21 protein-coding genes are annotated in these 20,758 nt (G+C 69.3%); 8 read left to right on the forward strand and 13 right to left on the reverse strand.

Translation table 11 applies throughout. The features are described from left to right. The first annotated feature begins 62 nt into the window (after positions 1-62). Both IH68_RS0125655 and IH68_RS0125660 read left to right on the forward strand, forming a co-directional pair. The gene (locus IH68_RS0125655) at positions 63-731 is read left to right on the forward strand and encodes a response regulator (protein WP_078912598.1); all 669 of its coding nucleotides are present in this window, start codon (positions 63-65) and stop codon (positions 729-731) included. After that, a complete protein-coding gene (locus IH68_RS0125660) occupies positions 728-1,849 on the forward strand; it encodes a sensor histidine kinase (protein ID WP_030939379.1) in 1,122 nt (373 codons plus the stop codon). The genes IH68_RS0125655 and IH68_RS0125660 overlap by 4 nt, the downstream gene beginning before the upstream one ends. Before the next feature lie 17 nt (positions 1,850-1,866). On the opposite strand, the gene IH68_RS51840 is transcribed toward IH68_RS0125660, so the two are convergent. The 4 genes from IH68_RS51840 to arsM all read right to left on the reverse strand — a co-directional run bounded on the left by IH68_RS51840 (position 1,867) and on the right by arsM (position 7,978). Further along, complete coding sequence (locus tag IH68_RS51840) at positions 1,867-4,989, reverse strand: FG-GAP-like repeat-containing protein (RefSeq protein WP_051833723.1); 3,123 nt, start codon at positions 4,987-4,989, stop codon at positions 1,867-1,869. Positions 4,990-5,079: 90 nt separating this feature from the next. Beyond that, positions 5,080-6,882 (reverse strand): FG-GAP-like repeat-containing protein, encoded by a 1,803-nt coding sequence (locus tag IH68_RS0125670; RefSeq protein WP_051833724.1) that lies wholly within the window; start codon positions 6,880-6,882, stop codon positions 5,080-5,082. Between the two features lie 18 nt (positions 6,883-6,900). Next, positions 6,901-7,110 carry a hypothetical protein gene (locus IH68_RS0125675; protein ID WP_030939385.1) on the reverse strand — a complete coding sequence of 70 codons (210 nt, stop codon included), beginning with the start codon at positions 7,108-7,110 and terminating at the stop codon, positions 6,901-6,903. Positions 7,111-7,180: 70 nt separating this feature from the next. Continuing rightward, positions 7,181-7,978, reverse strand: coding sequence for an arsenite methyltransferase (arsM, locus tag IH68_RS0125680; RefSeq protein WP_051833725.1), 798 nt, complete (start codon positions 7,976-7,978; stop codon positions 7,181-7,183). Positions 7,979-8,083: 105 nt separating this feature from the next. On the opposite strand from arsM, the gene IH68_RS0125685 reads away from it, so the two are divergent. The 4 genes from IH68_RS0125685 (at position 8,084) to IH68_RS0125700 (ending at position 10,366) form a co-directional block, all read left to right on the forward strand. Further along, the gene (locus IH68_RS0125685) at positions 8,084-8,458 is read left to right on the forward strand and encodes an ArsR/SmtB family transcription factor (RefSeq protein WP_030939388.1); all 375 of its coding nucleotides are present in this window, start codon (positions 8,084-8,086) and stop codon (positions 8,456-8,458) included. Next, positions 8,371-9,198, forward strand: a complete 828-nt coding sequence (locus IH68_RS0125690) for an aquaporin (protein ID WP_078912599.1) — start codon at positions 8,371-8,373, stop codon at positions 9,196-9,198. The genes IH68_RS0125685 and IH68_RS0125690 overlap by 88 nt, the downstream gene beginning before the upstream one ends. A gap of 24 nt (positions 9,199-9,222) precedes the next feature. Beyond that, entirely contained in the window at positions 9,223-9,651 is a 429-nt protein-coding gene (locus IH68_RS0125695; protein WP_030939392.1) for an arsenate reductase ArsC, read from the forward strand. 343 nt (positions 9,652-9,994) lie between these two features. Continuing rightward, positions 9,995-10,366 carry a DUF1330 domain-containing protein gene (locus tag IH68_RS0125700; protein ID WP_030939395.1) on the forward strand — a complete coding sequence of 124 codons (372 nt, stop codon included), beginning with the start codon at positions 9,995-9,997 and terminating at the stop codon, positions 10,364-10,366. A gap of 99 nt (positions 10,367-10,465) precedes the next feature. Here the strand turns inward: IH68_RS0125700 and IH68_RS0125705 are convergent, their stop codons facing one another. Then, positions 10,466-11,281, reverse strand: a complete 816-nt coding sequence (locus tag IH68_RS0125705) for an oxidoreductase (protein ID WP_037885200.1) — start codon at positions 11,279-11,281, stop codon at positions 10,466-10,468. Between the two features lie 92 nt (positions 11,282-11,373). On the opposite strand from IH68_RS0125705, the gene IH68_RS0125710 reads away from it, so the two are divergent. Beyond that, positions 11,374-11,898, forward strand: coding sequence for a TetR/AcrR family transcriptional regulator (locus IH68_RS0125710; protein WP_030939399.1), 525 nt, complete (start codon positions 11,374-11,376; stop codon positions 11,896-11,898). Between the two features lie 25 nt (positions 11,899-11,923). Here the strand turns inward: IH68_RS0125710 and IH68_RS0125715 are convergent, their stop codons facing one another. The 8 genes from IH68_RS0125715 to IH68_RS59180 form a co-directional block, all read right to left on the reverse strand. After that, the gene (locus tag IH68_RS0125715) at positions 11,924-12,493 is read right to left on the reverse strand and encodes a TetR/AcrR family transcriptional regulator (RefSeq protein WP_030939401.1); all 570 of its coding nucleotides are present in this window, start codon (positions 12,491-12,493) and stop codon (positions 11,924-11,926) included. A 191-nt stretch (positions 12,494-12,684) separates the two neighbouring features. Next, positions 12,685-13,983, reverse strand: a complete 1,299-nt coding sequence (locus tag IH68_RS0125720; protein ID WP_030939402.1) for a DUF3533 domain-containing protein — start codon at positions 13,981-13,983, stop codon at positions 12,685-12,687. A 226-nt stretch (positions 13,984-14,209) separates the two neighbouring features. Continuing rightward, complete coding sequence (locus IH68_RS50135) at positions 14,210-14,596, reverse strand: winged helix-turn-helix transcriptional regulator (RefSeq protein ID WP_051833726.1); 387 nt, start codon at positions 14,594-14,596, stop codon at positions 14,210-14,212. Positions 14,597-14,641: 45 nt separating this feature from the next. Beyond that, positions 14,642-15,748: a 4Fe-4S binding protein gene (locus IH68_RS0125730; RefSeq protein ID WP_051833735.1), complete on the reverse strand. Its 1,107-nt coding sequence runs from the start codon at positions 15,746-15,748 to the stop codon at positions 14,642-14,644. A gap of 290 nt (positions 15,749-16,038) precedes the next feature. Then, positions 16,039-16,608, reverse strand: a complete 570-nt coding sequence (locus IH68_RS0125735) for a TetR/AcrR family transcriptional regulator (protein ID WP_030939408.1) — start codon at positions 16,606-16,608, stop codon at positions 16,039-16,041. A 476-nt stretch (positions 16,609-17,084) separates the two neighbouring features. Beyond that, on the reverse strand, positions 17,085-18,584 hold the full coding sequence (locus tag IH68_RS0125740) for an MFS transporter (RefSeq protein ID WP_030939410.1): 1,500 nt from the start codon (positions 18,582-18,584) through the stop codon (positions 17,085-17,087). A 605-nt stretch (positions 18,585-19,189) separates the two neighbouring features. Beyond that, positions 19,190-19,882: a MerR family transcriptional regulator gene (locus IH68_RS0125745; protein ID WP_051833727.1), complete on the reverse strand. Its 693-nt coding sequence runs from the start codon at positions 19,880-19,882 to the stop codon at positions 19,190-19,192. Positions 19,883-19,958: 76 nt separating this feature from the next. Continuing rightward, positions 19,959-20,093, reverse strand: a complete 135-nt coding sequence (locus IH68_RS59180) for a hypothetical protein (protein WP_267883740.1) — start codon at positions 20,091-20,093, stop codon at positions 19,959-19,961. A 30-nt stretch (positions 20,094-20,123) separates the two neighbouring features. Between IH68_RS59180 and IH68_RS0125755 the strand changes: the two genes are divergently transcribed. Continuing rightward, the gene (locus IH68_RS0125755; RefSeq protein WP_030939414.1) at positions 20,124-20,738 is read left to right on the forward strand and encodes a DUF6230 family protein; all 615 of its coding nucleotides are present in this window, start codon (positions 20,124-20,126) and stop codon (positions 20,736-20,738) included. The last annotated feature ends 20 nt before the right edge of the window (positions 20,739-20,758 follow it).

Genomic DNA, 20,758 nt, shown 5'->3' on the forward strand with positions numbered 1-20,758 from the left:
CGGGTCGCCGAGAAGCTGGACAGAGCAGACAAGTGTGAGGCGGAACGCCGGTGATCCGGGTAGTGGTGGTGGACGACGAGGCGCTGGTGCGGTCCGGGTTCGAGCTGATCCTGAACGCCTCCGACGGCATCCAGGTCGTGGCGACCGCGGAAGGAGCGCAGGCCGCCCACGTGATCCGGCGTGAGCAGCCGGACGTCGTGCTCCTCGACATCCGCATGCCGGACGTGGACGGCCTGACCGTCCTGAGGGAGATCCAGACGCTGCCCGAGCCGCCGCCGGTGGCCATGCTGACCACCTTCGACACCGACGAGTACATCGTGACCGCGCTGCGCTCGGGAGCCGCGGGCTTCCTGCTCAAGGACACCGAGCCCGAACAACTCGCCCACCTCGTACGCACCCTGGCCGCGGGCGGGGTGGTGCTCTCCCCGAAAGCCTCGCGGGCTCTGCTGCGCAGCCATCCGGGGGCGGGCGCGCCCCAGGACGCGGATGTGGCGCGCGTGAATCTGCTCAGCGACCGCGAACGTGACGTCCTCGTCCTGATCGCGGAAGGACTGTCCAACGCCGACATCGGCACCCGCATCCATCTGAGCGCGGGCACCGTCAAGGACCATGTCAGCTCGATCCTGACCAAGCTCCGGGTCTCCAGCCGCGTCCAGGCGGCGCTCCTCGCGGAGCGGGCCGGACTGCTCAGCGACGACGGCGCCGACCCGGCACGGAGCAACGGACGATGAGCACGGGTCAGGCACTGTGGCGGCGGGTGCCGCCCTGGGCCGTCGACGCGGGCCTCGTCGTGCTCGCCGTGCTCGACGCCTGGATCAACCTCGACGACGAGGCGACACCGTTCATGTGGGCCTGCGCCGCCCTCGGCTGCGCGGGACTGTTCCTGCGCAGGCGCTTTCCACTGGCCGTCTTCCTGCTGACACTGCCCATGACCCTGTTCATGGACGTGGCAGTCGCGCCGATCGCCGCCCTGTACACACTGGCCACGAGCACCCGCAACCGCCCGCTGCTGGCCGGCTGCGCCCTGCTGAACGCGGCGGCGAGCACCCTCGCCTGGCCCCTGTCCGACACGTTCTCCGGCGACCAGACCTGGACGCTCATCCAGTTCGTCTACACGCTGGCCACGGCCTTCGCCCCGATCCTGTGCGGCCAGCTCGTGCAGGCCAGACACGACGTGGCCCGCCAGCTCGTCGAGGTCGAAGTGGCCCGCGAACACGAACGCGCCCTGTACGCCCAGACCGTCCTCGCCCGCGAACGCGCCCAACTGGCCCGCGAGATGCACGACGTCGTCTCCCACCAGGTCAGCCTCATCGCCGTTCAGGCCGGAGCCCTGCAGGTCGCCGCCAAGGACACCGCCGCCCGGGATGCCGCCCGCACCATCCGCACCCTGAGCGTGAACACCCTCGACGAACTCCGCCACATGGTCACCCTGCTGCGCGCCTCCGGCGGCAGGGAAACCGAACTCACCCCCCAGCCCACCCTCGCCGACCTCCAGCAGCTGATCGCCAACAGCGGCATCGAGACCACCCTGTCCGGCGGGCTTCCGGCCGGCATCAGCACCACCGCCCAGCGCACCGTCTACCGCACGGTCCAGGAAGCCCTCACGAACGTACGCAAGCACGCCCCCGGCGCCCGCGCCGAGGTGCGCCTGTGGCACGACACGCAGCACTTCGGCGTCACCGTCACCAACACCGCCCCCACCCGCGCCTCCGTCGCCCTGCCCAGCGCCCGGCACGGCCTGATCGGCCTGAGAGAACGCGCCGAACTGCTCGACGGCACCCTCACCGCCGAACCCACCCCCCAGGGCGGATACAAGACCGAACTACGGGCCCCCACCCGGCCCGCCTGAGGGGCGGGACTCGCCGCCTACGAAAGGGCCTTGTAGCCGCTCCAGCCGCTCGCGATCTGCGCCCGCGGACCGAACGAGCCCTTTCCGTCCCCGCTGTTGCGCCACACGTTGCCCCTGGTGTCGCGGGAGACCAGATCCGGCCTGCCGTCGTCCGTGATGTCGCCGACCCCGACGACCGCGTTGTACGAGCCGCCCCAGTTCGAGAACACCTTGACGCGGGCCGCGAACGTGCCGTCGCCCTTGCCGTCGTAGCGGTAGAGGTTGTCGGACGTGTCCTGGGCCAGGAGGTCGGCCTTGCCGTCGCCGGTGATGTCACCGGTGCCGACGATCTTCTTGTAGCCCTTCCAGTTGTCGTAGAGCTTGACGCGGGAGGCGAGCTTGCCGTCGCTGGTCCCCTTGTAGAGGTAGACCGCTCCGGTGGACGAGTTCCTCGCGATCAGGTCCGGCCGCCCGTCGCCGCTCACGTCGCCGGGCGAGGTGAGCGCGTTGTACTGCGTCCAGCCGCTGGTACCGAGGGTCGTGTACGACGTCGACGGCTTGACCGCTGCCCCGCAGCCCGGCTTGTACAGCCGCAGCGCGCCGCTGCTGTAGCGGACGAGGACGTCGTTGCAGCGGTCGCCGCTGAGGTCGCCGAAGGGGACCGCCGTGACGGTCGTGGGCCAGCCGGTGCCCGTGTACTTGTCGCCGAACCTGCCCGTCCCTGTGCCGCTGTGGAAGGTCAGGCCGCCCGAGGAGTTCAGGGTGAGCAGGTCACCACGGCCGTCCGGGCCCTCCGGGCTGACGAAGTCGCGGCGCACCGCGGCTCCGCGCTGGAGGTAGCCCTCGCCGCCGGTCACCGTGTTCGCCGTGGCGGTGCCGAGGCCGGTCGCCTTCAGCGTCCAGGTGTAGTGGCCGTTGGGGAAGTAACTGCCGCTCGCCGTCCTGCCGTTCCAGCTCGTGCTCACTCGCGCCGGGGTCGCGCCGCCGGTGATGGTGCGGGTGACCTTGCCGTTCGCGCCGCTCTGGACCGAGGTGAAGGTGAGCGACCAGGAGGTGACCGGGCGGGACAGCACCCAGGTGCCGTCGAAGGACACCCCCGTGGACACGAAGTCGCCGACCGAGGTGTCGAAGGCCGTCACGGCGGACGGGGTGATGCCCGTGGTGGTGACGTGGGTGCGCTCGTAGTCGTCGAACCAGGCGACCAGGCCGGTGTACTCGTCGACCGTCCAACGGTAACGGCGGTCCACGGCAAGGCCCTTGTCGGCCAGGTCGGAGGCGATCGTGCGCGTGGTACCCGTGGCAGCCTCGGTGAGGACCAGCGTGCCCGCGCCATGGTCGTGGCGGACGGTGAAGCCGTCGCCGAGCAGCACGTCGCCGGGGGTGACCGCCGTCGACGTACCGGCCTGGGTGTCGTACACGCCCGCAGAGTCCGTCCCGCAGGCCCAGTACACCCAGCGTCCCGCCGCCTGGAGTTCGCTCGGCACGCAGGCCAGGCCCGGGACGGTCACCGTGGAGAGCGTCTTCTCCTGCGGGATGCCGTACGAGGTGAGCTTGCCGACGGTGGTGGTGGCGCTCCACAGGGTGGAGCCGTTCAGGGCGGCGGCGCGCACGGACCGCTTCAGCTTCTCGCCCTGGCCGAACTCGCCCACGTACTGCGTCGGCGTGGTGCCACCGGAGTCGAAGACGGCGTAGTCGTCGGAGACGTCGACGATGTGGCCGCCCTGGCCGCCGAAGTCCAGGTAGTGGCCGCCGATCTCCTTCAGCCGGTCGTCGCCGCCGCTCTCGCCCTCGTCTGTGCCGCCGTTCGCGTCGAGGTAGACGTCCCGGGCGTCGAGGTTCCCCCACAGCGCCTTGCACGTGGTGCCCTCGTACGGGCAGAGGGCGTCGTAGATCGAGTCGCTCGCCGTGGCCTCGGACGCCGTGAGCGTGGCGGAGCCGTCGGTGGTGAGGGTGCGCACGGACGTGGTGTCCGCCGTGGCGTTCGGGTCGTCCTCGACGACGCGCAGGCTGCCGCGGCTGAGCGCGATGCCCGTCTTGGCGTTCTCCACCGCCGGGGCCTGCTGGACCTTCTCCAGCTTCAGCGTGCCGTCCTCGGCCTGGCTCACCCGCCGCACCCACCAGTCGGTGGCGTCGGTGCCACCCGTGACCAGCGCGCTTCCGTCACCGGCCGCCAATGTGTACTCGCCGGCGCTCGCCAGCAGGGTCTGCTGGACCGAGGGGTCGGTGACGTTGACCGCGAGGAGCTTCGAGCCGAGGTCTCTGGAGGACAGCGGCAGCAGCAGCCAGTCGCCGACCAGGACCGGGGCGCCGTCGAGCGCGCCCGGGTTGGCGGGCAGCGTGACGACCTGCTCGGCCGCGGTGAGGTCGGTGCGGGACTTCAGGTGCAGCTCGGCGGTGCCGTTGTAGTACCAGCCCACGCGGTCCGCGCTCATCAGGAATGTCGAGTTGGTGGTGGCGCCCGCGAAGGCCTTGGTGCTCACGGCCGACTCGATGTCGATGTAGTGGAGCGAGCCATAGGTGCCGTTCGCCACGAGCACGCCTGAGGAGTCCGCAGCGAGGACGTCTTCGCTCCCCACGTTCGTCGCGTCACCGGTGACCTTGCGGGTGCGCCACGCGCCGTCGACCTTGTCGATCAGGGAGTTGGTGGTGACGATCGTGTCGCCCGCGAGGGCCCGGTAGTACCCCTGGCCGTACTGGACGGACCCGTTCCAGCTCACCTTCCTGGAGGTGGCCGTCGCCGGATCCCACAGGGTGGCGTACGCGTCGTTGGCCGTGGTCGGCAGAGCGACCAGGTCGCTGTCCGAGCCGTACCAGGCGTCACGACACTGGGAGCCGAGGTAGGTGCAGCCGGTGCCAGGGGTGTACACGCCGTCGGCGTTCCTGACGGTGACGGTCCGGCCGGTCGTGTAGTCGGTCCACAGGAGTCCGGTCCTGCCGGTCTGCCGGTGCAGGAAGCCGGTGGAGCCCGCGACGTACGGGCGGTCCGTGCGTGGCGTGATGGAGCCGGGGCCGACCAGCGTGATCGCGGTGGTGTCGGCCTCGGCCGCTTGCGCGGAGCCGCCCCCCTCCGGCAGGACGACGACGGACGCGGCCACGACGGCCACCACGAGCGAGGAGACGACGGCGGCAGGCCCGCCCCGTCTCAGGGCGTGTCTGCCCACGTTGAGTTCCCTCCCCTACGAGGGCCCCCGCCCTCGCACAAGTGGCCGGATCTTAACCGACTCTTACCAAGGGGTGGTGTGACGGGTGGGTCAGTACAGGGCCTTGTAGGCCTGCCATCCAGCGGCGATTGCGGTGCGAGGACCGAAGGAGCCCCTGCCGTCGCCGTTGTTGCGCCACAACTTGCCGGAGGTGTCGCGGGAGACGATGTCGGCCCTCCCGTCGCCGGTGATGTCGCCGACGCCCACCACGACGTTGTAGGAGGCACCCCAGTTTTCGGCCACCTCGACCCGCGCCCCGAAGCCGCCGGCCGCCGTGCCCGGGTACCGCCACAGCCTGTTCGACGTGTCCTGCGCCAGCAGGTCCCCGTGCCCGTCACCGTTGAGGTCGCCGACGCCGATGATCTTCTTGTGACCGGACCACTTGGAGAAGATCTTCACTCGCGGAGAGAGCTTTCCACTGCTCGTGGCCTTGTACAGGTAGATGTCACCGGTGGACGCCTGCCGGGCGATCAGGTCCGCCCGGCCGTCACCGGTGATGTCGCCCGGTGAGGTCAGCACGTTGTACTGGTTCCAGCCCGAGGTTGACAGCGTGGTGTACGGCGTGGAGGTCGTCAGTGCTTTGCCGCAGCCCGGGCGGTAGGCGCGCAGCGCACCGCTGCTGAACCGCACGAGCACGTCATTGCACCGGTCACCGTTCAGGTCTCCGAAGGGCACCGCCGTGATCGAGGCCGGCCATCCCGAAGCCGAGGTCTTCGTCGAGAACTTCCCGGCCCCGTCGCCCCGTTGGAAGGAGAGCGCACCCTGGGAGGTGAGCGTGAGCAGGTCACCGATGCCGTCGGAGCCGACATGGTCGCGTCTCACCGCGGCCCCACCGGTCAGCTTCAGCGAGCCGGACACCGTCGCCGACGCACCCTGCCGGTCGGCCGGGGCCACGGTCAGCGTCCAGCTGTACGTGCCGTTCGGCACATACGCACCCGTCGACGTCCTGCCGTTCCACGACGTACGGACCGCGTCCTGCGCGGCGCCACCGGACAGTGTGCGCACGGTGGCCCCGGTCGCCTTGTTCCTGAGCACCAGCGTCCACGACGCGGCCGGCTTCGACAGCCACCACGTGCCCTCCCACGAGGACAACGGGTCCACCAGGCCGACCGAAGGTGCCGTCCTCGCTCCCAGGACCGCGATGTCCGTGGCGTGGACCCCACTCCGCAGGACGTGGATGTCCTGTGAGGTCGGGTCCACATAGCCGACCAGGCCGGTGTACGGATCGACGTCCCACTTTCCGGCCTTGGCCGCCACGGTCCGGCTCACCGCGGAGCCGCTCGTGACGTCCGTGAGGGTCAGCGCTCCGGACGTGGAGTCACGCGTGACCAGGAAGCCGTCGCCCAGGCGTGTCACTCCGCCGGTGGGCACGGCGATGAGCGTCTTCCTGCGCGTGTCGTACACAAAGGCCTTCTCCACGCTGCCCTGCGGGGAATTGCAGGACTCGGACCAGTACACCCAGCGTCCCACCGCCTGGAAGCCGCCCACCCCGCAGCCGCTGCAGACCGCCCGGAACGACGTGATCGTGGTGCCCGAACTCACCTCCGTGGCCGTGACACTGCCGTCCCTCGCCGCCGCCCACAGCGTGTCCCCCCACAGGGCGGAGGGGACCGCACCGGCCGCGCCCGTACGGGTGAGCACGACCTTCCGGGTGTCCAGGTCCGCCACCGACAGGCCCTCACCCGCGGGCGTGGGCCCACCCCAGGCCGCATACCGGCCCGAGACGCCCACGAGCCCGTTGTAGTCCTGGAGGCCGGAGGCCAGCACGGTGGCGGGAAGGGACTGGCCCCGGTCCAGTACGGAGACCTCCCCGACCGTGTTCTTGATGACCGCCCGGCCGTCACCCGTGCCCATCAGGTCGGCGGGCCGTGTCTACGGACGGCTCTGGCGTTTCGACGGGCGGCGCCGGTACAGGCCATGCAGGTTGAGGACGACCAACACGCCGGCCGTCAGGGGCCACCACCACGCGCGCCCGTTCTGGGCCATCTGTATGCCCATCCACAACAGAGCGAGCGAGACGAGTAGACCGAGCAGTCCCATGGCGATGTCGAGCGGACCGCCGTCCCTGAACGGATTCTGCATCTTCGTGTTCCTGCTCTCGGCGCTGCTCGGCAAGACGGGTGAGGGCGGCACTCGTCAAGGATCTCCCAGATCAATTCGATGCGTCTGCTCCGGCGGAGGAGTCGGCCGGTTCGCCGGCGTCGGCGGGCTTGACCGCGCGCACGATGGCGGAGTGCATGCCGTCGGCGACTGGGTGGGTCGGGGTGATCTCGACCTCAATGAAGCCGGCGGCCTCCAGTCCCTGCCTGTATTCGGTGAAGGAGAGCGCGCCGGCGATGCAGCCGACGTAGTCGCCGCGCTCGGCACGCGCTTCTGGTGTGAGTTCGTCATCGGCGACGACGTCCGAGACGCCGATACGGCCGCCGGGCCTGAGGACGCGGTAGGTCTCGGCGAAGACGGCGGGCTTGTCGACGGACAGGTTGATCACGCAGTTGGAGATGACGACGTCGATGCTGTGCGCGGGGAGCGGGATCGCCTCGATGCTGCCCTTGAGGAACTGCACGTTGGTCGCACCCGCCTTCTCGGCGTTGGCCAGGGCCAGGGCGAGCATCTCGTCGGTCATGTCGAGCCCGTACGCCTTGCCGGTCGGACCGACGCGGCGGGCGGAGAGCAGGACGTCGATGCCGCCGCCGGAGCCGAGGTCGAGGACGTACTCGCCCTCGCGCAGTTCCGCCACGGCGGTCGGGTTGCCGCAGCCGAGGGAGGCGGCGACCGCTTCGGCAGGCAGGACGCTGCGCTCGTCGGCGGCGTACAGCGTGGAGCCGAAGTTCTCGTCGACCTCGACCGGCTGCGGTCCGCAACAGGCGGTGCCGCCCTCGGCGACCTTCACGGCTGCGGCGGCGTAGCGCCGGCGGACGGTTTCGCGCAGGTCGGTGGACTGCTCGTTCATCACTTCACTCCTGGGTGACCGGGCACGGCGGTGCCCGGAACGGCCTGTATTGAAGTTCGTTGATTCAACCTTGCGCCTTGGATCGAAAAACGTCAACATAGAGGTATGTCGAAACAAGAGCTCGAGGTGATCGGCCAGGACGCCGACTGCTGCACCGGAGCGTCCACGGCACCGCTCGACGACGAGCGGGCGGCCGAACTGGCCAAGGTGTTCAAGGCCCTGGGTGATCCGGTCCGGCTGCGCCTGCTGTCGATGATCGCCTCGCGTGGGGAGGGCGGCGAGACCTGCGTCTGCGAGCTGACCCCGGCCTTCGATCTCTCCCAGCCGACGATCTCCCACCACCTCAAGCTTCTGCGCCAGGCCGGTCTCATCGACTGCGAGCGGCGCGGCACATGGGTGTACTACTGGTTGCTGCCCGGCACCCTGGACCGGCTCGCCGTGTTCCTGAAGGCCCCGACCGCCGCCGAGGCGCTCGCGTGAGCGCCTCGCTGGGACGCCGTGCCCTGGCCGAGGCCGTCGGTTCGGCGGCGCTGGTGGCGGTCGTGGTCGGATCCGGCATCCAGGCCACCGGGCTGTCCCGGGACGTCGGCGTCCAGTTGCTCGCCAACTCGCTGGCCACCGTGTTCGGCCTGGGCGTGCTCATCGTGCTGCTCGGGCCTGTCTCCGGGGCCCACTTCAACCCCGTCGTCACGCTCGCCGCCTGGCTGACCGATCGTCGTGCAGACGACGGGCTCACGGCGCGGGACGTGGCCGCGTATGTCCCCGCCCAGATCGCTGGTGCGGCAGCGGGTGCCGTCCTGGCCGACGCCATGTTCGGCAAGCCGCTGGTGAGGTGGTCGACGCACGACCGCTCGGCCGGCCACCTCCTGCTGGGCGAGATCGTGGCCACCGCCGGCCTGATACTCCTGATCTTCGGCCTTGCCCGAGTGGGCCGTGCCCACTTCGCTCCGGTCGCGGTTGCGTCGTACATCGGGGCGGCGTACTGGTTCACGTCCTCCACGTCGTTCGCGAACCCGGCCGTGACGATCGGCCGGGCCTTCACGGACACGTTCGCCGGCATCGCGCCCGGCTCGGTCGCCCCGTTCATAGCGGCCCAGGTGGCCGGTGCCGTACTCGGACTGGCGCTCGTGGCAGCGGTCTTCGGGCGTCCGGCTCCCGCACGGGCCGATACCTCCGCCCTCCACAGCGAGCCCGGACTCGCCGCCCCCCTCCTTCCCTGACCAACCGCCCAGGAAGTCCCCAGCATGAGCAGCACTCCCGCCGCCGACCGGCCCTCCGTCCTCTTCGTCTGCGTCCACAACGCCGGCCGCTCCCAGATGGCCGCCGCTTTCCTCACCCACCTCGCCGACGACGCGGTGGAGGTCCGCTCGGCCGGCTCGGCCCCTGCCGACACGGTCAACCCCGCTGTCGTCGAGGCGATGAACGAGGCCGGCATCGACATCTCGGCCGAGACCCCGAAGATCCTGACCGTCGAGGCCGTCCAGGCGTCGGACGTCGTGATCACCATGGGGTGCGGCGACACGTGCCCCGTCTTCCCCGGAAAGACGTACCTGGACTGGAAGTTGGACGACCCGGCAGGGCAGGGCGTCGACGCCGTACGCCCCATCCGCGACGAGATCGAGGGCCGAGTACGGGGCCTGCTCACCGACCTCGCCGTGCAGCCCCGTGCATGACAGTCGCTACGTGTACGTCAGCCCATCGTGAACTGCTGCTTTGTGTAAGCGACTTCGCAGGCGCAGCACGGAGATCGTGGAGCGGGCGACGAGAATCGAACGGTGAAGGCTTTGACGTCTCCGCGTCGGTGTCAGCCAGGACGGCTGCGAAGAGCCTGTCCGTGGCCACCCCCGGGCCCGAGCTCACCTGCCGAAGCGGCGGGGATTGGCTTGACGTTTGAGCTTGCATTGGGAAACTGATCGGTTTACTATTCTTGAAACTGATCGGTTTCCGATTCTGGGGGCAGTCATGACTGCCTTGGGGGGCGCACGCAACCGCCGGCCACCGGAGAGGGTATTGGCAATGAGTGGGAATTCGCAGAAGAAGAAGTTTTACGCCCTGAATATGTTTGACGTGGTCGACTTGGAGAAATACCTCGCGTATTTCAGCCGTCTGCCCGAAGCGGCTCCGCAATATGGTGGTCGAATGGTGGCGTTTGGCCGTTTCCGAGACAACGTGGCCGGTGACCTCGCGCCACGGCAGGTTCTGTTTCTCGTTGAATGGGAGTCCGAAGAGGCGTTCAACAGCTTCCGCGACGATCCGGACCTGGCCGACTTGCATCCGCTGCGGGAGAGCGGGACGGCGTCCTATATCTGGCAGACGTTCGACGGGTCCGATATGAGTGACCCTGCAGACGTTTCGCTCGACGAGGTACTGGCGGTGCTCAAGCCTTAGCCTCGACCTTTCGTGAGGGTCCGCCGACGGAGTCGGTGGGCCCTTTTGTTCAAGCAGCGTGTCGACGGCTGTTCGGAAAGCCCGGGCGGCGCCCGCGCGTCAGTCGGTCAGCTGGTTCATCTTGCGGATCTGTTGGTCGAAGACCCCGGCGGGAGCGAGGCGGCGCAGTATGCGTGCGCGTCCGGCCAGCGGGCCGGCGGTGTAGCGAGGCTTCGGCTTCGGGGCGGTTGCCGCCGTGACGATCGCCCGGGCGACGACGGCGGGGGCGTCGCCGCCCCGGACGGCCTCCGCCATGACGCGGTCGACGGTCTGCCGCTGCTTCGCGTACACGTGCAGGGGCGTTTCGGGCTTCGCGCTGTTGGCCTCGAATCCGGTCCTGGTGTAGGCGGGTTCGACGATGAGCGCCCGGACGCCGTGGTCACGGATCTCGTGGTCCAGGGACTCGGTGTACCCCTCGATCGCGTGCTTGGAGGCGGCGTAGGCGGCCATGTAGGGCTGGGGCAGGAACCCGAGCACGGACGAGATGTTGATGATGCGCCCGCGTCGCCGAGCGCGCATGTGCGGCAGGACCTCGTTCACCATGCGCATGACCCCGAAGACGTTGATGTCGAAGACGGACCGGGCCTGCTCGACGGAGGTCTCCTCCGCCGCACCCATCGAGCCCACGCCGGCGTTGTTGACCAGGACGTCGATCCGCCCGAACCGCTCGGTCACCTCCTGGACCGCGGCGGTGACCGAGGTGTCGCTGACCACGTCGAGGTCGAGGAACGCCACACCGCCGAGCGGGGCGACGTGCGAGGTGTCGCGGCCCGTTCCGACGACCTCGAAACCCGCCGCCACCAGCGCGAGCGCGGTTTCCTTGCCGATGCCGGACGACGCACCCGTCACGAGTGCCACTGGCCGATCTGTCGTCATCATGGACTCCCGCACTCACTCGAAACCGATCGGTTTCCGCTACAGTAAACCGATCGGTTTCCGGGTGCAAGTTCAAGCAGGGGAGTGGCGACATGGGCAGGATCGGCGCGCAGGAGAGGCGCGAGAGTGTCATCCGCGCGGCGGTCGCCGAGTTCGCGCGCACGGGCTACCACGGCACGTCCACGGCGGCGATCGCCCAGCGGGTCGGAGTCACGCAGCCGTATCTCTTCAGGCTCTTCCCGGACAAGAGGGCGATCTTCGTCGCGGCGCTGGTGCGGAGCATGGACGACACCCGGCTGGCTTTCGAGAGGGCGGCCGACGGAATGGAGGGCGACGAGCGGGCTCATCAGGCCATGACGGACGCTTACGTGCAGCTGATCTCGACGCGCCCCGAAACGCTCCTGATGCAGATGCAGGGATATGTCGCGGTGGCGGCCGCAGAGGCGCAGGGTGACGACCTGATCGGCGAGGTCGTCCGGGCCGGCTGGATGAGGATCTGGGAGACCGTGCACCTGTCGCTGGGCGCCGACGCCGACGAGACCGCGAGCTTCTTCGCGTGCGGCATGCTCGGCAACACGCTTGCGGCCATCGGGCTTCCCCAGGGTGCCGAGAGGTGAGGGAGTGTTCTGGGCGGGTGGTGCGTCAGCGCACGCCTGCCGCGTCGAGCAGGGTGGTCACCGTGGGCGCGATGAGCCCGGTCAGGTTGTCGGCCTGAATTCCGGCGCGGGCGCTTGCGCCGTCGAAGACCAGGCTGAGCTGCCGGGCCAGCAGATCGGGATCGCCCGCCCCGCCCTGCTCGGCCTCGGTGCGGAAGAAGGCGGTCAGGTTCGCCTTGACCTGATGGGCGACCCGGCTCGCGGGGTGACTCTGATCCTTGAGTTCGACCTGCACGGCCAGGTACCGGCAGCCGCGGAACTCGGGGGCGCCGGCCTGGGATTCCACCTGCTCGAAGACGTGCAGGATCCGCTCACGGGGTGACCGGCCGTCGTCCGCCGCGGGCAGGAGGGTCGCCACATAGGCGGAGGCGCGCTCCTTCAGGCTCGCTGCCAGGAGTTCGTCCTTGCTCTCGAACAGCTGGTACATGGAGCGCTTCGACACCCCCGCCGCCCTGCACAGGGCCTCGACCCCGATGTTGACGCCGTCCCGGTAGGTGAGGGTGGCCGCCGCCTCCAGCAACCGTTGCCTGGGGCTCAGCTTCACTTCGGTGGTCATACCGCGAGGTTAACCCGAAGCGGACGAAATGAAAACCGATCGGTTTTCAGGTGGGTCCGGGCACAGGCTCGGCGACGGCCTGGGGGAAGGACCGTCGCCGAGCCGTGATGGTGTGCGCGCCTGTCGTCCCCGGCACGGCGGCGCACACCGGGGGCCACTCCGAGTAATGGCCCCGTCCTGGGTGACCTCCGCTACGCCGGGACGGCGGTCTTGTCGGGCGTCGTCTCCGCCGGGATGCGGTGCAGTCCCTTGCGGTCGTACCACCCCAGTACGCCGAAGCCGAACAGTGCGGCTGCCGCGAGTCCGGCCGCCATCATGACCCAGCCCCGCGTCAGACCCGCGTCGCCCTGGGCGTCGTAGTAGACGATCGAGCGGATGCCGCCGGTGATCTGCCGCAGCGGCTCGAACTCGGCGAGGAAGCGGTAGAAGGCGGGCAGTGCCGCGATGGGGGTGGTGGCGCCGGCCGTCGGCACCGCCATCCCGATGAAGACCAGCGTGACCACCAGCATGCCGGGTGTGCCGAACACGGCGAGGAGGGTGAGCGCGCCGATCCCGGAGACCGCGATGGCGCACACCGAGTACAGCCACAGCAGGGGCAGGTGGGCGGCGTCCATGCCCATGATGCCGACCGCGCCGGCCATGACCAGGGTGCCCAACAGCAGGGACAGTCCGGCCATGAGGGTGGTGCTGATGGCGAGGGTCTGGACCCGGGTCGCCCGGATCAGCGGGCGGTGCAGACGCAGCGGGCCCATGTCGTTGTGGGTGTAGCCGAGGGCGTGGTCGACCTGGCCGCTGAGGACGTTGGCGGAGAGCATGCCGACGACCACGAGGGTGAGCGCGTAGTAGAACGCTGTCAGGCCCAGGCCGCTGTGCGAGTCGAGGGGGTGGCCGTCCTCGACGGTGACGGCGGCCGGGTCGGCCAGCAGGACGCGCGCCGCGACGGGCAGCTGCGCCTGCCCTGCACTGCTCTGTGCGGTCAGCTCCTTGCCCACCTGGAGCGAGGCGCTCTCGGCCGCTGTCGTCGTCGCCGTCCGGGCCAGGCTGGAGCCGATGCTGCCGGCGGACTGGTTGGTCAGCACCGTCAGCGTCGGGCGGGACGGAGTTCCGGTGGTCGTGGTGCCGCTCAGTGCCGTGACGGAGGAGGTGAAGCCGGCGGGTACCACGAGCGCGCCGAACAGCTCGCCCTTGCCGAGCTCCTCCTTCGCCTTCGCCGCCTCCATCACCTTCCAGTCGATCCTGTCCCCGCCCGCGGTGGACTTCTTGATCGACCCGGTGATCTGCGCCCCCAGGTTGATCTGCTTGCCGGCGACGGTGGCCCCCTTGTCGGCGTTGACCAGACCGACGGGCAGGTGCTTCATGTGGCCGACCGGGTCGATGTTGGCGCCGACGTAGAACACGGTGAACAGCAGCGCGAGTACGCCCGTGATGATGCCGTTGGCGATCCACAGGGGTTTGGTGCGCAATATGCGGAAGGGATGAAGCCCGCTCATGACTCACTCCGGTCTCGACAACACAGAACGGCGGGCCTCCTGACTCGGCGGGCGCTGTCTGGCGAGCGCTCACGGCTCCATCGAGGCCCCGGCTGCCGAGGTGACGGCACCCAGATCGCACTCAGACGGTCTCCCCGCGGGAAACCGATCGGTTTCTGCCACCGTAAACCGATCGGTTTCAAGATTTCAAGTCGCAAAACGCCCGACAGGGTGCGGGCGGCCCGCTTCAGGTGTCGCGGGTCGCCCGTGGGCGAAGCGTCGCGCTGCAGTCGTGGTGGCGCTCGGTCGGCAGTTCCGACCGGGGTGCATGGCGCTCTCCCCATTCCGTCAGGGCGAGCAGCACCGGCTGCAGTTCACGTCCGGCTTCCGTCAGCGTGTACTCGTAGCGGGGCGGGTGGGCCTCGTACAACTCCTTCGACAGGACGCCGTGTTCGACGAGTTTCCTCAGTCGGACGGCCAGCACGTTGGGGCGGATGCCGGTGTTCGCCGTGATCCGGTTGAAGCGTCGTACGCCGAAGGACACCTCCTGCAGTACGAGCAGGCTCCAGTAGTCGCCGACGACGGCGAGGGCGTTCGCCAAGGGGTACGGGCGTGTGCGATCGACGGCAGGCATGAGCGACAGCCTCTTCCGCAGGGCGATCGGGTGGAGTGCGCCCGGTCAGGAGGATGCGGCGCGCTTCGCCGGGGGCTGCCAGCCGCCGGTGACTTCCTTCACCGGTTTGTGCGGGAAGCGGCGCCGGGCGTATTCCTGCGCAGGGGAGCCAGGGAGGACGTACAGGGTTTCCTTCTTGTCCTGGAGCGGTCGCAGCACGGTGTCCATGAAGGTCTTTCGGTCGTCCAGGTACGGTCCCAGGACGTCCTCGCCGGCGGGGCAGACGGCCACGCAGTAGCCGGACTTGTAGCCGGGGGGTGAGCTCAGGCTCTGCCACATGGAGGCGCTCTCGGAATCGGTGACCCGGGAGCGGTAGTCGGCGGCGTCCTGGCTGTCGGCCACGGTCTGGGCCCAGTCGGTGAACCCGCTCATGAACTCACGGTAGTTGTGCGTGGTGCAGGCCAGCCCGTCGAACTCGCCGTCCTTGGCGATGGCGCCGACCGGGCAGGCGGCGACGCACAACTTGCAGTCGATGCAGGGGTTGTAGTCCAGAGCCTGTCCGTACTCGCTCACCTCGGCGTCCACGAGGACGGTGGCCAGCAGGATGAAGCTGCCGAACTTCGGGTGGATGACGTTGCGGTGCAGGCCCATCACGCCGAGCCCGGCGGCCACTGCGACCGTCTTGTGTGCCACCACCCAGATGCGTTCCCTGGGGAAGCGGTCCATCTCCTGGGGAAAGCCGACCGACGGATTGAGCGCGCGGTAGCCGGCGTCCTGCAGTGCCCGGGTGACGGTGCGGGCGGCGTGGTTGGCCTGCTCGTCCGTCTGGTGGAACTCCTGGTTGGCCACGCTGCGGGCGGGGGAGCGGCAGTTGTCGCGGTTCATCCGGACCGCCATGGCGATCAGGGTGCGGGTGCCCGGCAGCGCGGACTGCGCATGCGCGCGCTCGCCGGCCAGGTCGGGGTGGTCCAGGCTCACCGCGGCCGCGTCGTCCGCGCCGGCCGCCAGGCACAGCTCGCGCAGCCAGGCCGCGTCGATCACCGGCGCCGGGCTCGCGAACTCGCCGGCTCGGCGGCGGGCGAGGACGGCCTCCACCGACGGGTGCGCGGCCAGCTTCGCCGGAAGCCTGGGTTCCGCCGACTGCCCCTCGACGCCGCGCGCGCTGGTCGTCATCCGGCACTCCTCGTAGGTCTCGTTCTTGAGACTCGCCTCCACGGCGAGAAACCGATCAGTTTCATCACCGTAAACCGATCGGTTTTCGCGTGCAAGTCCGAGTGGCGAGACTCTCCTTCGGGATGTCGACCAAGTCCGTCCGGTCGCCTGGATGTCTGGGAGGCCGTGCACCTGCCGCTGGGTGCTGACGTCAACGAGGCCGCGGACCTTGGGAGTTGCGCCGGTCAGCGGAGGTCGGCAGCGAGTTGCCGAGCGCATCCGTCGCCGAGACTGCTCGTGGGCGCGGTGCTTCAGCGCATGCCCGCCGCATCGAGCAGGACGGTCACCGTGGGGGCGATGAGTCCCGTCGGTGTGTCGGCTTTGATTCCCGCGCGGGCACTGGCGCCGTCGAAGACCAGGATCAGCTGCCGGGCCAGCAGGTCCGGGTCGCTCGCCCCGCCCTGTTCGGCCTCGGTGCGGAAGAAGGCTGCCAGGTCCGCCTTGACCCGGTGGGCCACCCGGCTTGCAGGGTGGCTCTGATCCTTGAGCTCGATCTGCACGGCCAGGTATCGACAGCCCTGGAAGTCGGGCGCACCCGCCTGCGACGCCAGCTGGTCGAAGACGTGCAGGATCCGCTCGCGGGGTGAGCGGTTGTCGTCCGCCGCGGGCAGGAGTGTCGCCACGTAGGCGGAGGCGCGTTCTTCCAGGCTCGCCGCCAGCAGTTCGCCTTTGCTCTCGAACAGCTGGTACATGGAACGCTTCGAAACCCCCGCCGCCTTGCACAGCGCGTCGACGCCGATGCTGACACCGTCTCGGTAGGTGAGCGTGGCCGCTGCCTCCAGTAGCCGCTCTCGGGGACTTGACTTCGCCTCGGTCGTCATATTGCGAGGTTAACTCGATTCCGGCCAATTGAAAACCGATCGGTTTACGGCGCGTGCCGGGGTGCTCTCCGACGCCGCCCACGGCCGAGCCGGTATATGAGTGCGGATCCCGCTGCGCCGGGGTGGCGGTCTCCTCGGGCTTCGTCTCCGCGCACGCGGTGCAGCCTCTGGCGGTCGTACCGGCCCGTCATTCCGAGGCCGAAGAGTGCGACCGCGACGGGGCCGACAGCCATGATCTCCCGGCCCCGGGTCAGGCCCGCGTCGCCCTGGGCTCCGTAGTGGAGGATCGAGCGCCTTGATGGGGGTTGCGGTCGTCCGTCGGCACCCCCATTGCGACAGGGGGCATGGTTGCCGCCAGTGTGCCGGGCGTGCCGTACGCGACAAGGAGGGTGAGCGTACCGAGCCTGGAGACCGCGGTGGCGCACACCGAGTGCTGTCACAGCGGCGGCAGGCGATCGGGCTCGGTGGACTCAGGTTCAGTGGGCGATCACGGGTTCGCCCTCCGACGGCGCCAGAGGCGCATTGGGTACCAGGATCGCTGCGAGCACCGCACCGACCACGAAGAACCCGGCGCCCCACGCCAGGGTGGCCGTGTAGCCCTCGACCCCGGCCTGGGCCACGGTCAGTGCGCCCGGCTTGTGCGAGGACAGGTAGTCGGTCGCGGCCGATGAGGCAACGGTGGTCAGCAGCGCCGTGCTGATCGAACCACCCACCTGCTGGCCGGTGTTGATCAGTGCCGAGGCGACGCCGGTGTCCTCGTGGTGCACACCTGCGGTCGCACCCTGGAACGCGGTGGTCATCACCCCGCCGAGGCCGAGACCCAGCAGGATCATGCCGGGCATGATGTGGGCGACGTAGGTGCTGTCGAGCTCGAGCCGGGTCAGCAGGGCCATACCGGATGCGGCGACCAGGAAGCCGGAGCTGATCACGATCTTCGGACCGACCCTGGGCAGCAGCAGCGAAGGTGCCGTGGTCGACGCGGCAACGATTCCCCCGACCATCGGCAGGAACGCCAGGCCCGTCTTGATCGGCGAGTAACCGATGCTGGCCTCCAGGTAATAGGTCAGGAACAGGAAGATCGAGAACATCCCCATGCCGATGACGAACACCGCCAGGAACGAACCGCCGCGGGTCCGGTCCAGCACGAGTCGCAGCGGCAGCAGCGGATGCGCGACCCTGGACTCCAGCCACACGAACACCGCGAGCAGCACCACGCCGGCGATCATGGAGCCGAGGGTGACCGGGTTGGTCCAGCTGGTCGATTCGACGTGCGCGAACCCGTAGACGATGCCGAACAGCGCCGCGCTCACCACGGCGGTGCCGGGAATGTCGAGTTTGGGTCGCTCGGTGACCGCGGGCTTGGCCAGCAGCAGCACCGCACCGACCAGCGCGATGGCCGCGAAGACGACGTTCACGTACATCACCCAGCGCCATGACGCCCATTCGGTGAGCATGCCGCCGAGCAGCAGCCCGACCGCGCCGCCCGCACCGGCCAACGCACTGAAGATGCCGAAGGCCTTCGGCCTCTCGGTCGGGTCGGTGAAGGTCACGCTGAGCAGCGAGAGCGCCGCGGGCGCAAGCAGCGCGGCGAAGAGCCCTTGGGCCACACGTGCCGTGACGAGGATGCCGAAGCTGTTGGCCGCACCGCCGAGGACCGATGCGCCCGCGAAACCGATCAGTCCGGTCACGAAGGTGGTCCGTCGACCGAACAGGTCACCGAGCCGGCCACCGATCAGCAGCAGGCTGCCGAATGCCAGGGCGTACCCCGTGATGACCCACTGCCGGCTGCCGTCGCTGAACCCGAGGTCATGCTGCGCCGCGGGCAGCGCGATGTTCACGACGGTCGCATCGAGCGTGACCATGAGTTGCGCCGTGCCCAGCACGACAAGCACCCACCAGCGCACGGCATGTGAGCCGCGGCGGCCCGAGTCTGTTTTTCCGGAGGCGGGTGCCCCGCGGTCGTAGGTGGTACTCACTGTTCCCCTTGGTTGCTGGTCATCGGCCGACCACGGGTCGGAAACCGATCTGTTTCCGCTTAGGTAAACAGATCGGTTTCCGTGGTGCAAGTGCGGGTCGCTTCCGGGTGGGTCGGGAGCGCCCCGGCAAGGTCGAAGCCCACGCAGGCCGGTGGCGCGCGACTGGTTGCCCGACGTCGCGGCACGGCTGTTCCGGTGGGGCGGCGGTCTACGGCGGGCACCTGGACGCGTTCGGCTCGGTGCTGCTGCTGTTGGGGGCCATCGCGATGAACCAAGCAGGGCGACAGCACGGCGGCCGTGGCGACCGGGCTGCAGGTCATCGGCCGCTCGGTCGTGAGCGCGGCGTAATTGATGCGCGTGCCGCTCGCGGCGACCGGAATGAGCGATGCCGACCATCAAGCTCTTCGGGGCCGGCATGGGTATTCGTGGACTCCAGGTACCAGCGGCCTTGTGAGCTCCGGACCCGCCGGCCCGCTTCTACGGCCGGTTCGCCATCAAGGAGACCGGCATGGCGGCCGACGGCACCGCGGACGAGCCGGCGCCTGCCGCCGTGAGCTGAACCCTGTGAGCGCGGTGCCGCTGACCCGTCGGCACCGCGCCCGGCCTCACTCCGCCGGCTGCTCCCCCCGCCCACACGTGTGCCGATCATGGCGGCGATGGTTCGCGTCCTCCTGGGCCAGGCGGCGCAGCAGTCTGACCACCGGCTCGAACAGCACGCTGAGGACCACCGCCCGCTCGGCGAGGGTGATCTGGTCCTCGATCCCTTCGAGCTGCGCGAAGTCCAGGTCCGCGGTCGAGGTGGCGAGCCGTGCGTAGGGGATGAGGTCGTCGGCCGTGTAGTCGGTGCCGAGGCGGCTGAGCGCCGCGAGGCTCTCGGCGAGTGCCGGGCGGTGCGGTGACGCGTCGGAGATCCGCCAGCCCATGTTCTCGATGAGAGCGTCGACCCGCGCGGCGGCTCCGCCGGACGCCGTCTCGTCGGCGACACCCTCGTGGTCCTCGCCGTTCTTCCCGCTCGTCTCCGCGGAGGGGACGGGCAGGGCGTGGTGGATGACCGCCAGGGTTTCGAACGCGTCCAGCGGCTGCTCGACGGCTTCGAGCACTTCCCGGGTACGGGCGACGGACAGCCCGCCGAGCTGGATGAGGGAACGGATCAGACGCAGCCGCTGGATGTGCTCCTCGTCGTACTCGACCGTGGTCGGGTTCAGCGCGCGCCCCTCGGGGAGCAGTCCCTCCCGTCGGTAGTACTTGATGGTCGCCACCGGCACCCCGGACCGTCGGCTGAGCTCTGAAATCCTCATGCGCTCCCTCACGCTCAACTGTCCCTCCAGTATCGCGTTACCGGGGGTTGCCCCCTCGGGCTCGATAGTGCCACTATCAGGCACTCGATAGCAGCGCTACCGAGTGCCTCTCCGGTGTGCCCTCTTTGCGCGCCCGGCCACGACTCACCTCGTCCACCTCGTGCAACTCGTCCATCTCGTACACCTCGTACACCTCGTACAACTCGTACACCTCGTACACCTCGACAACGGAGGGCCACCCATGTCCCAGCGAATAGGCAGGACCCACTGGAAGCGCTTCGCCATCGGTGCGGTGCCGACGGTGGTCGCCACGGCGGCGGTCGCCGTCTCCATGGCCCAGGGCGCGCTGGCCGCTTCGTTCAGCATCTCCGGTTCCGCCTTCAAGGTCTCGGCCGGGAAGTTGAGCGGCTCCGGGTTCGGCAACTACGCCACGGTGGACGTCGCCAAGAACGGCAAGCACGTACCCGTCTCCGTGTCGTCCATCAAGGACGCGACGATCGTCGACATGTGCCAGTCCGTGCCGGTGGACATCCCCGTGCTCGGGACCTACACGATGTCGCTCAACGCCGGCGGATCGGGTACGCCGGTCAAGGCCAAGAACCTGTACATCGACATGACCGACCTCCAGGCCAAGAAGGGCACCTTCCACAACGTCGACATCGGCGTCGCCACCGGTGCCATGACCAAGGGTCAGGTCAACCCGAAGGACCAGGTGGATCCCAACGGCTACGCCCAGCAGGCGGATTCGGTCGAGATCATCGATGCCCACCAGACGGTCTGGGCCAGTTCCGCGGGGACGTTCGAACTGTCGGGCCTGCACATGAACATCGCGGCCGGCCGCCACGACTGCTTCTGACCGTGCCCCAGCCCCTCCCA

The organism is Streptomyces sp. NRRL S-646 (assembly GCF_000720765.1).
Classification (GTDB): domain Bacteria; phylum Actinomycetota; class Actinomycetes; order Streptomycetales; family Streptomycetaceae; genus Streptomyces.

Bases quoted from the DNA above. Each gene is read 5' to 3' on its own strand.
- IH68_RS0125660 (WP_030939379.1), top strand. From the start codon at position 728: ATGAGCACGGGTCAGGCACTGTGGCGGCGGGTGCCGCCCTGGGCCGTC.
- IH68_RS0125670 (WP_051833724.1), bottom strand. From the start codon at position 6,882: ATGGGCACGGGTGACGGCCGGGCGGTCATCAAGAACACGGTCGGGGAG.
- IH68_RS0125675 (WP_030939385.1), bottom strand. From the start codon at position 7,110: ATGCAGAATCCGTTCAGGGACGGCGGTCCGCTCGACATCGCCATGGGA.
- arsM (WP_051833725.1), bottom strand. From the start codon at position 7,978: ATGAACGAGCAGTCCACCGACCTGCGCGAAACCGTCCGCCGGCGCTAC.
- IH68_RS0125685 (WP_030939388.1), top strand. From the start codon at position 8,084: ATGTCGAAACAAGAGCTCGAGGTGATCGGCCAGGACGCCGACTGCTGC.
- IH68_RS0125690 (WP_078912599.1), top strand. From the start codon at position 8,371: ATGGGTGTACTACTGGTTGCTGCCCGGCACCCTGGACCGGCTCGCCGT.
- IH68_RS0125695 (WP_030939392.1), top strand. From the start codon at position 9,223: ATGAGCAGCACTCCCGCCGCCGACCGGCCCTCCGTCCTCTTCGTCTGC.
- IH68_RS0125700 (WP_030939395.1), top strand. From the start codon at position 9,995: ATGAGTGGGAATTCGCAGAAGAAGAAGTTTTACGCCCTGAATATGTTT.
- IH68_RS0125705 (WP_037885200.1), bottom strand. From the start codon at position 11,281: ATGACGACAGATCGGCCAGTGGCACTCGTGACGGGTGCGTCGTCCGGC.
- IH68_RS0125710 (WP_030939399.1), top strand. From the start codon at position 11,374: ATGGGCAGGATCGGCGCGCAGGAGAGGCGCGAGAGTGTCATCCGCGCG.
- IH68_RS0125715 (WP_030939401.1), bottom strand. From the start codon at position 12,493: ATGACCACCGAAGTGAAGCTGAGCCCCAGGCAACGGTTGCTGGAGGCG.
- IH68_RS0125720 (WP_030939402.1), bottom strand. From the start codon at position 13,983: ATGAGCGGGCTTCATCCCTTCCGCATATTGCGCACCAAACCCCTGTGG.
- IH68_RS50135 (WP_051833726.1), bottom strand. From the start codon at position 14,596: ATGCCTGCCGTCGATCGCACACGCCCGTACCCCTTGGCGAACGCCCTC.
- IH68_RS0125730 (WP_051833735.1), bottom strand. From the start codon at position 15,748: ATGACGACCAGCGCGCGCGGCGTCGAGGGGCAGTCGGCGGAACCCAGG.
- IH68_RS0125735 (WP_030939408.1), bottom strand. From the start codon at position 16,608: ATGACGACCGAGGCGAAGTCAAGTCCCCGAGAGCGGCTACTGGAGGCA.
- IH68_RS0125745 (WP_051833727.1), bottom strand. From the start codon at position 19,882: ATGAGGATTTCAGAGCTCAGCCGACGGTCCGGGGTGCCGGTGGCGACC.
- IH68_RS0125755 (WP_030939414.1), top strand. From the start codon at position 20,124: ATGTCCCAGCGAATAGGCAGGACCCACTGGAAGCGCTTCGCCATCGGT.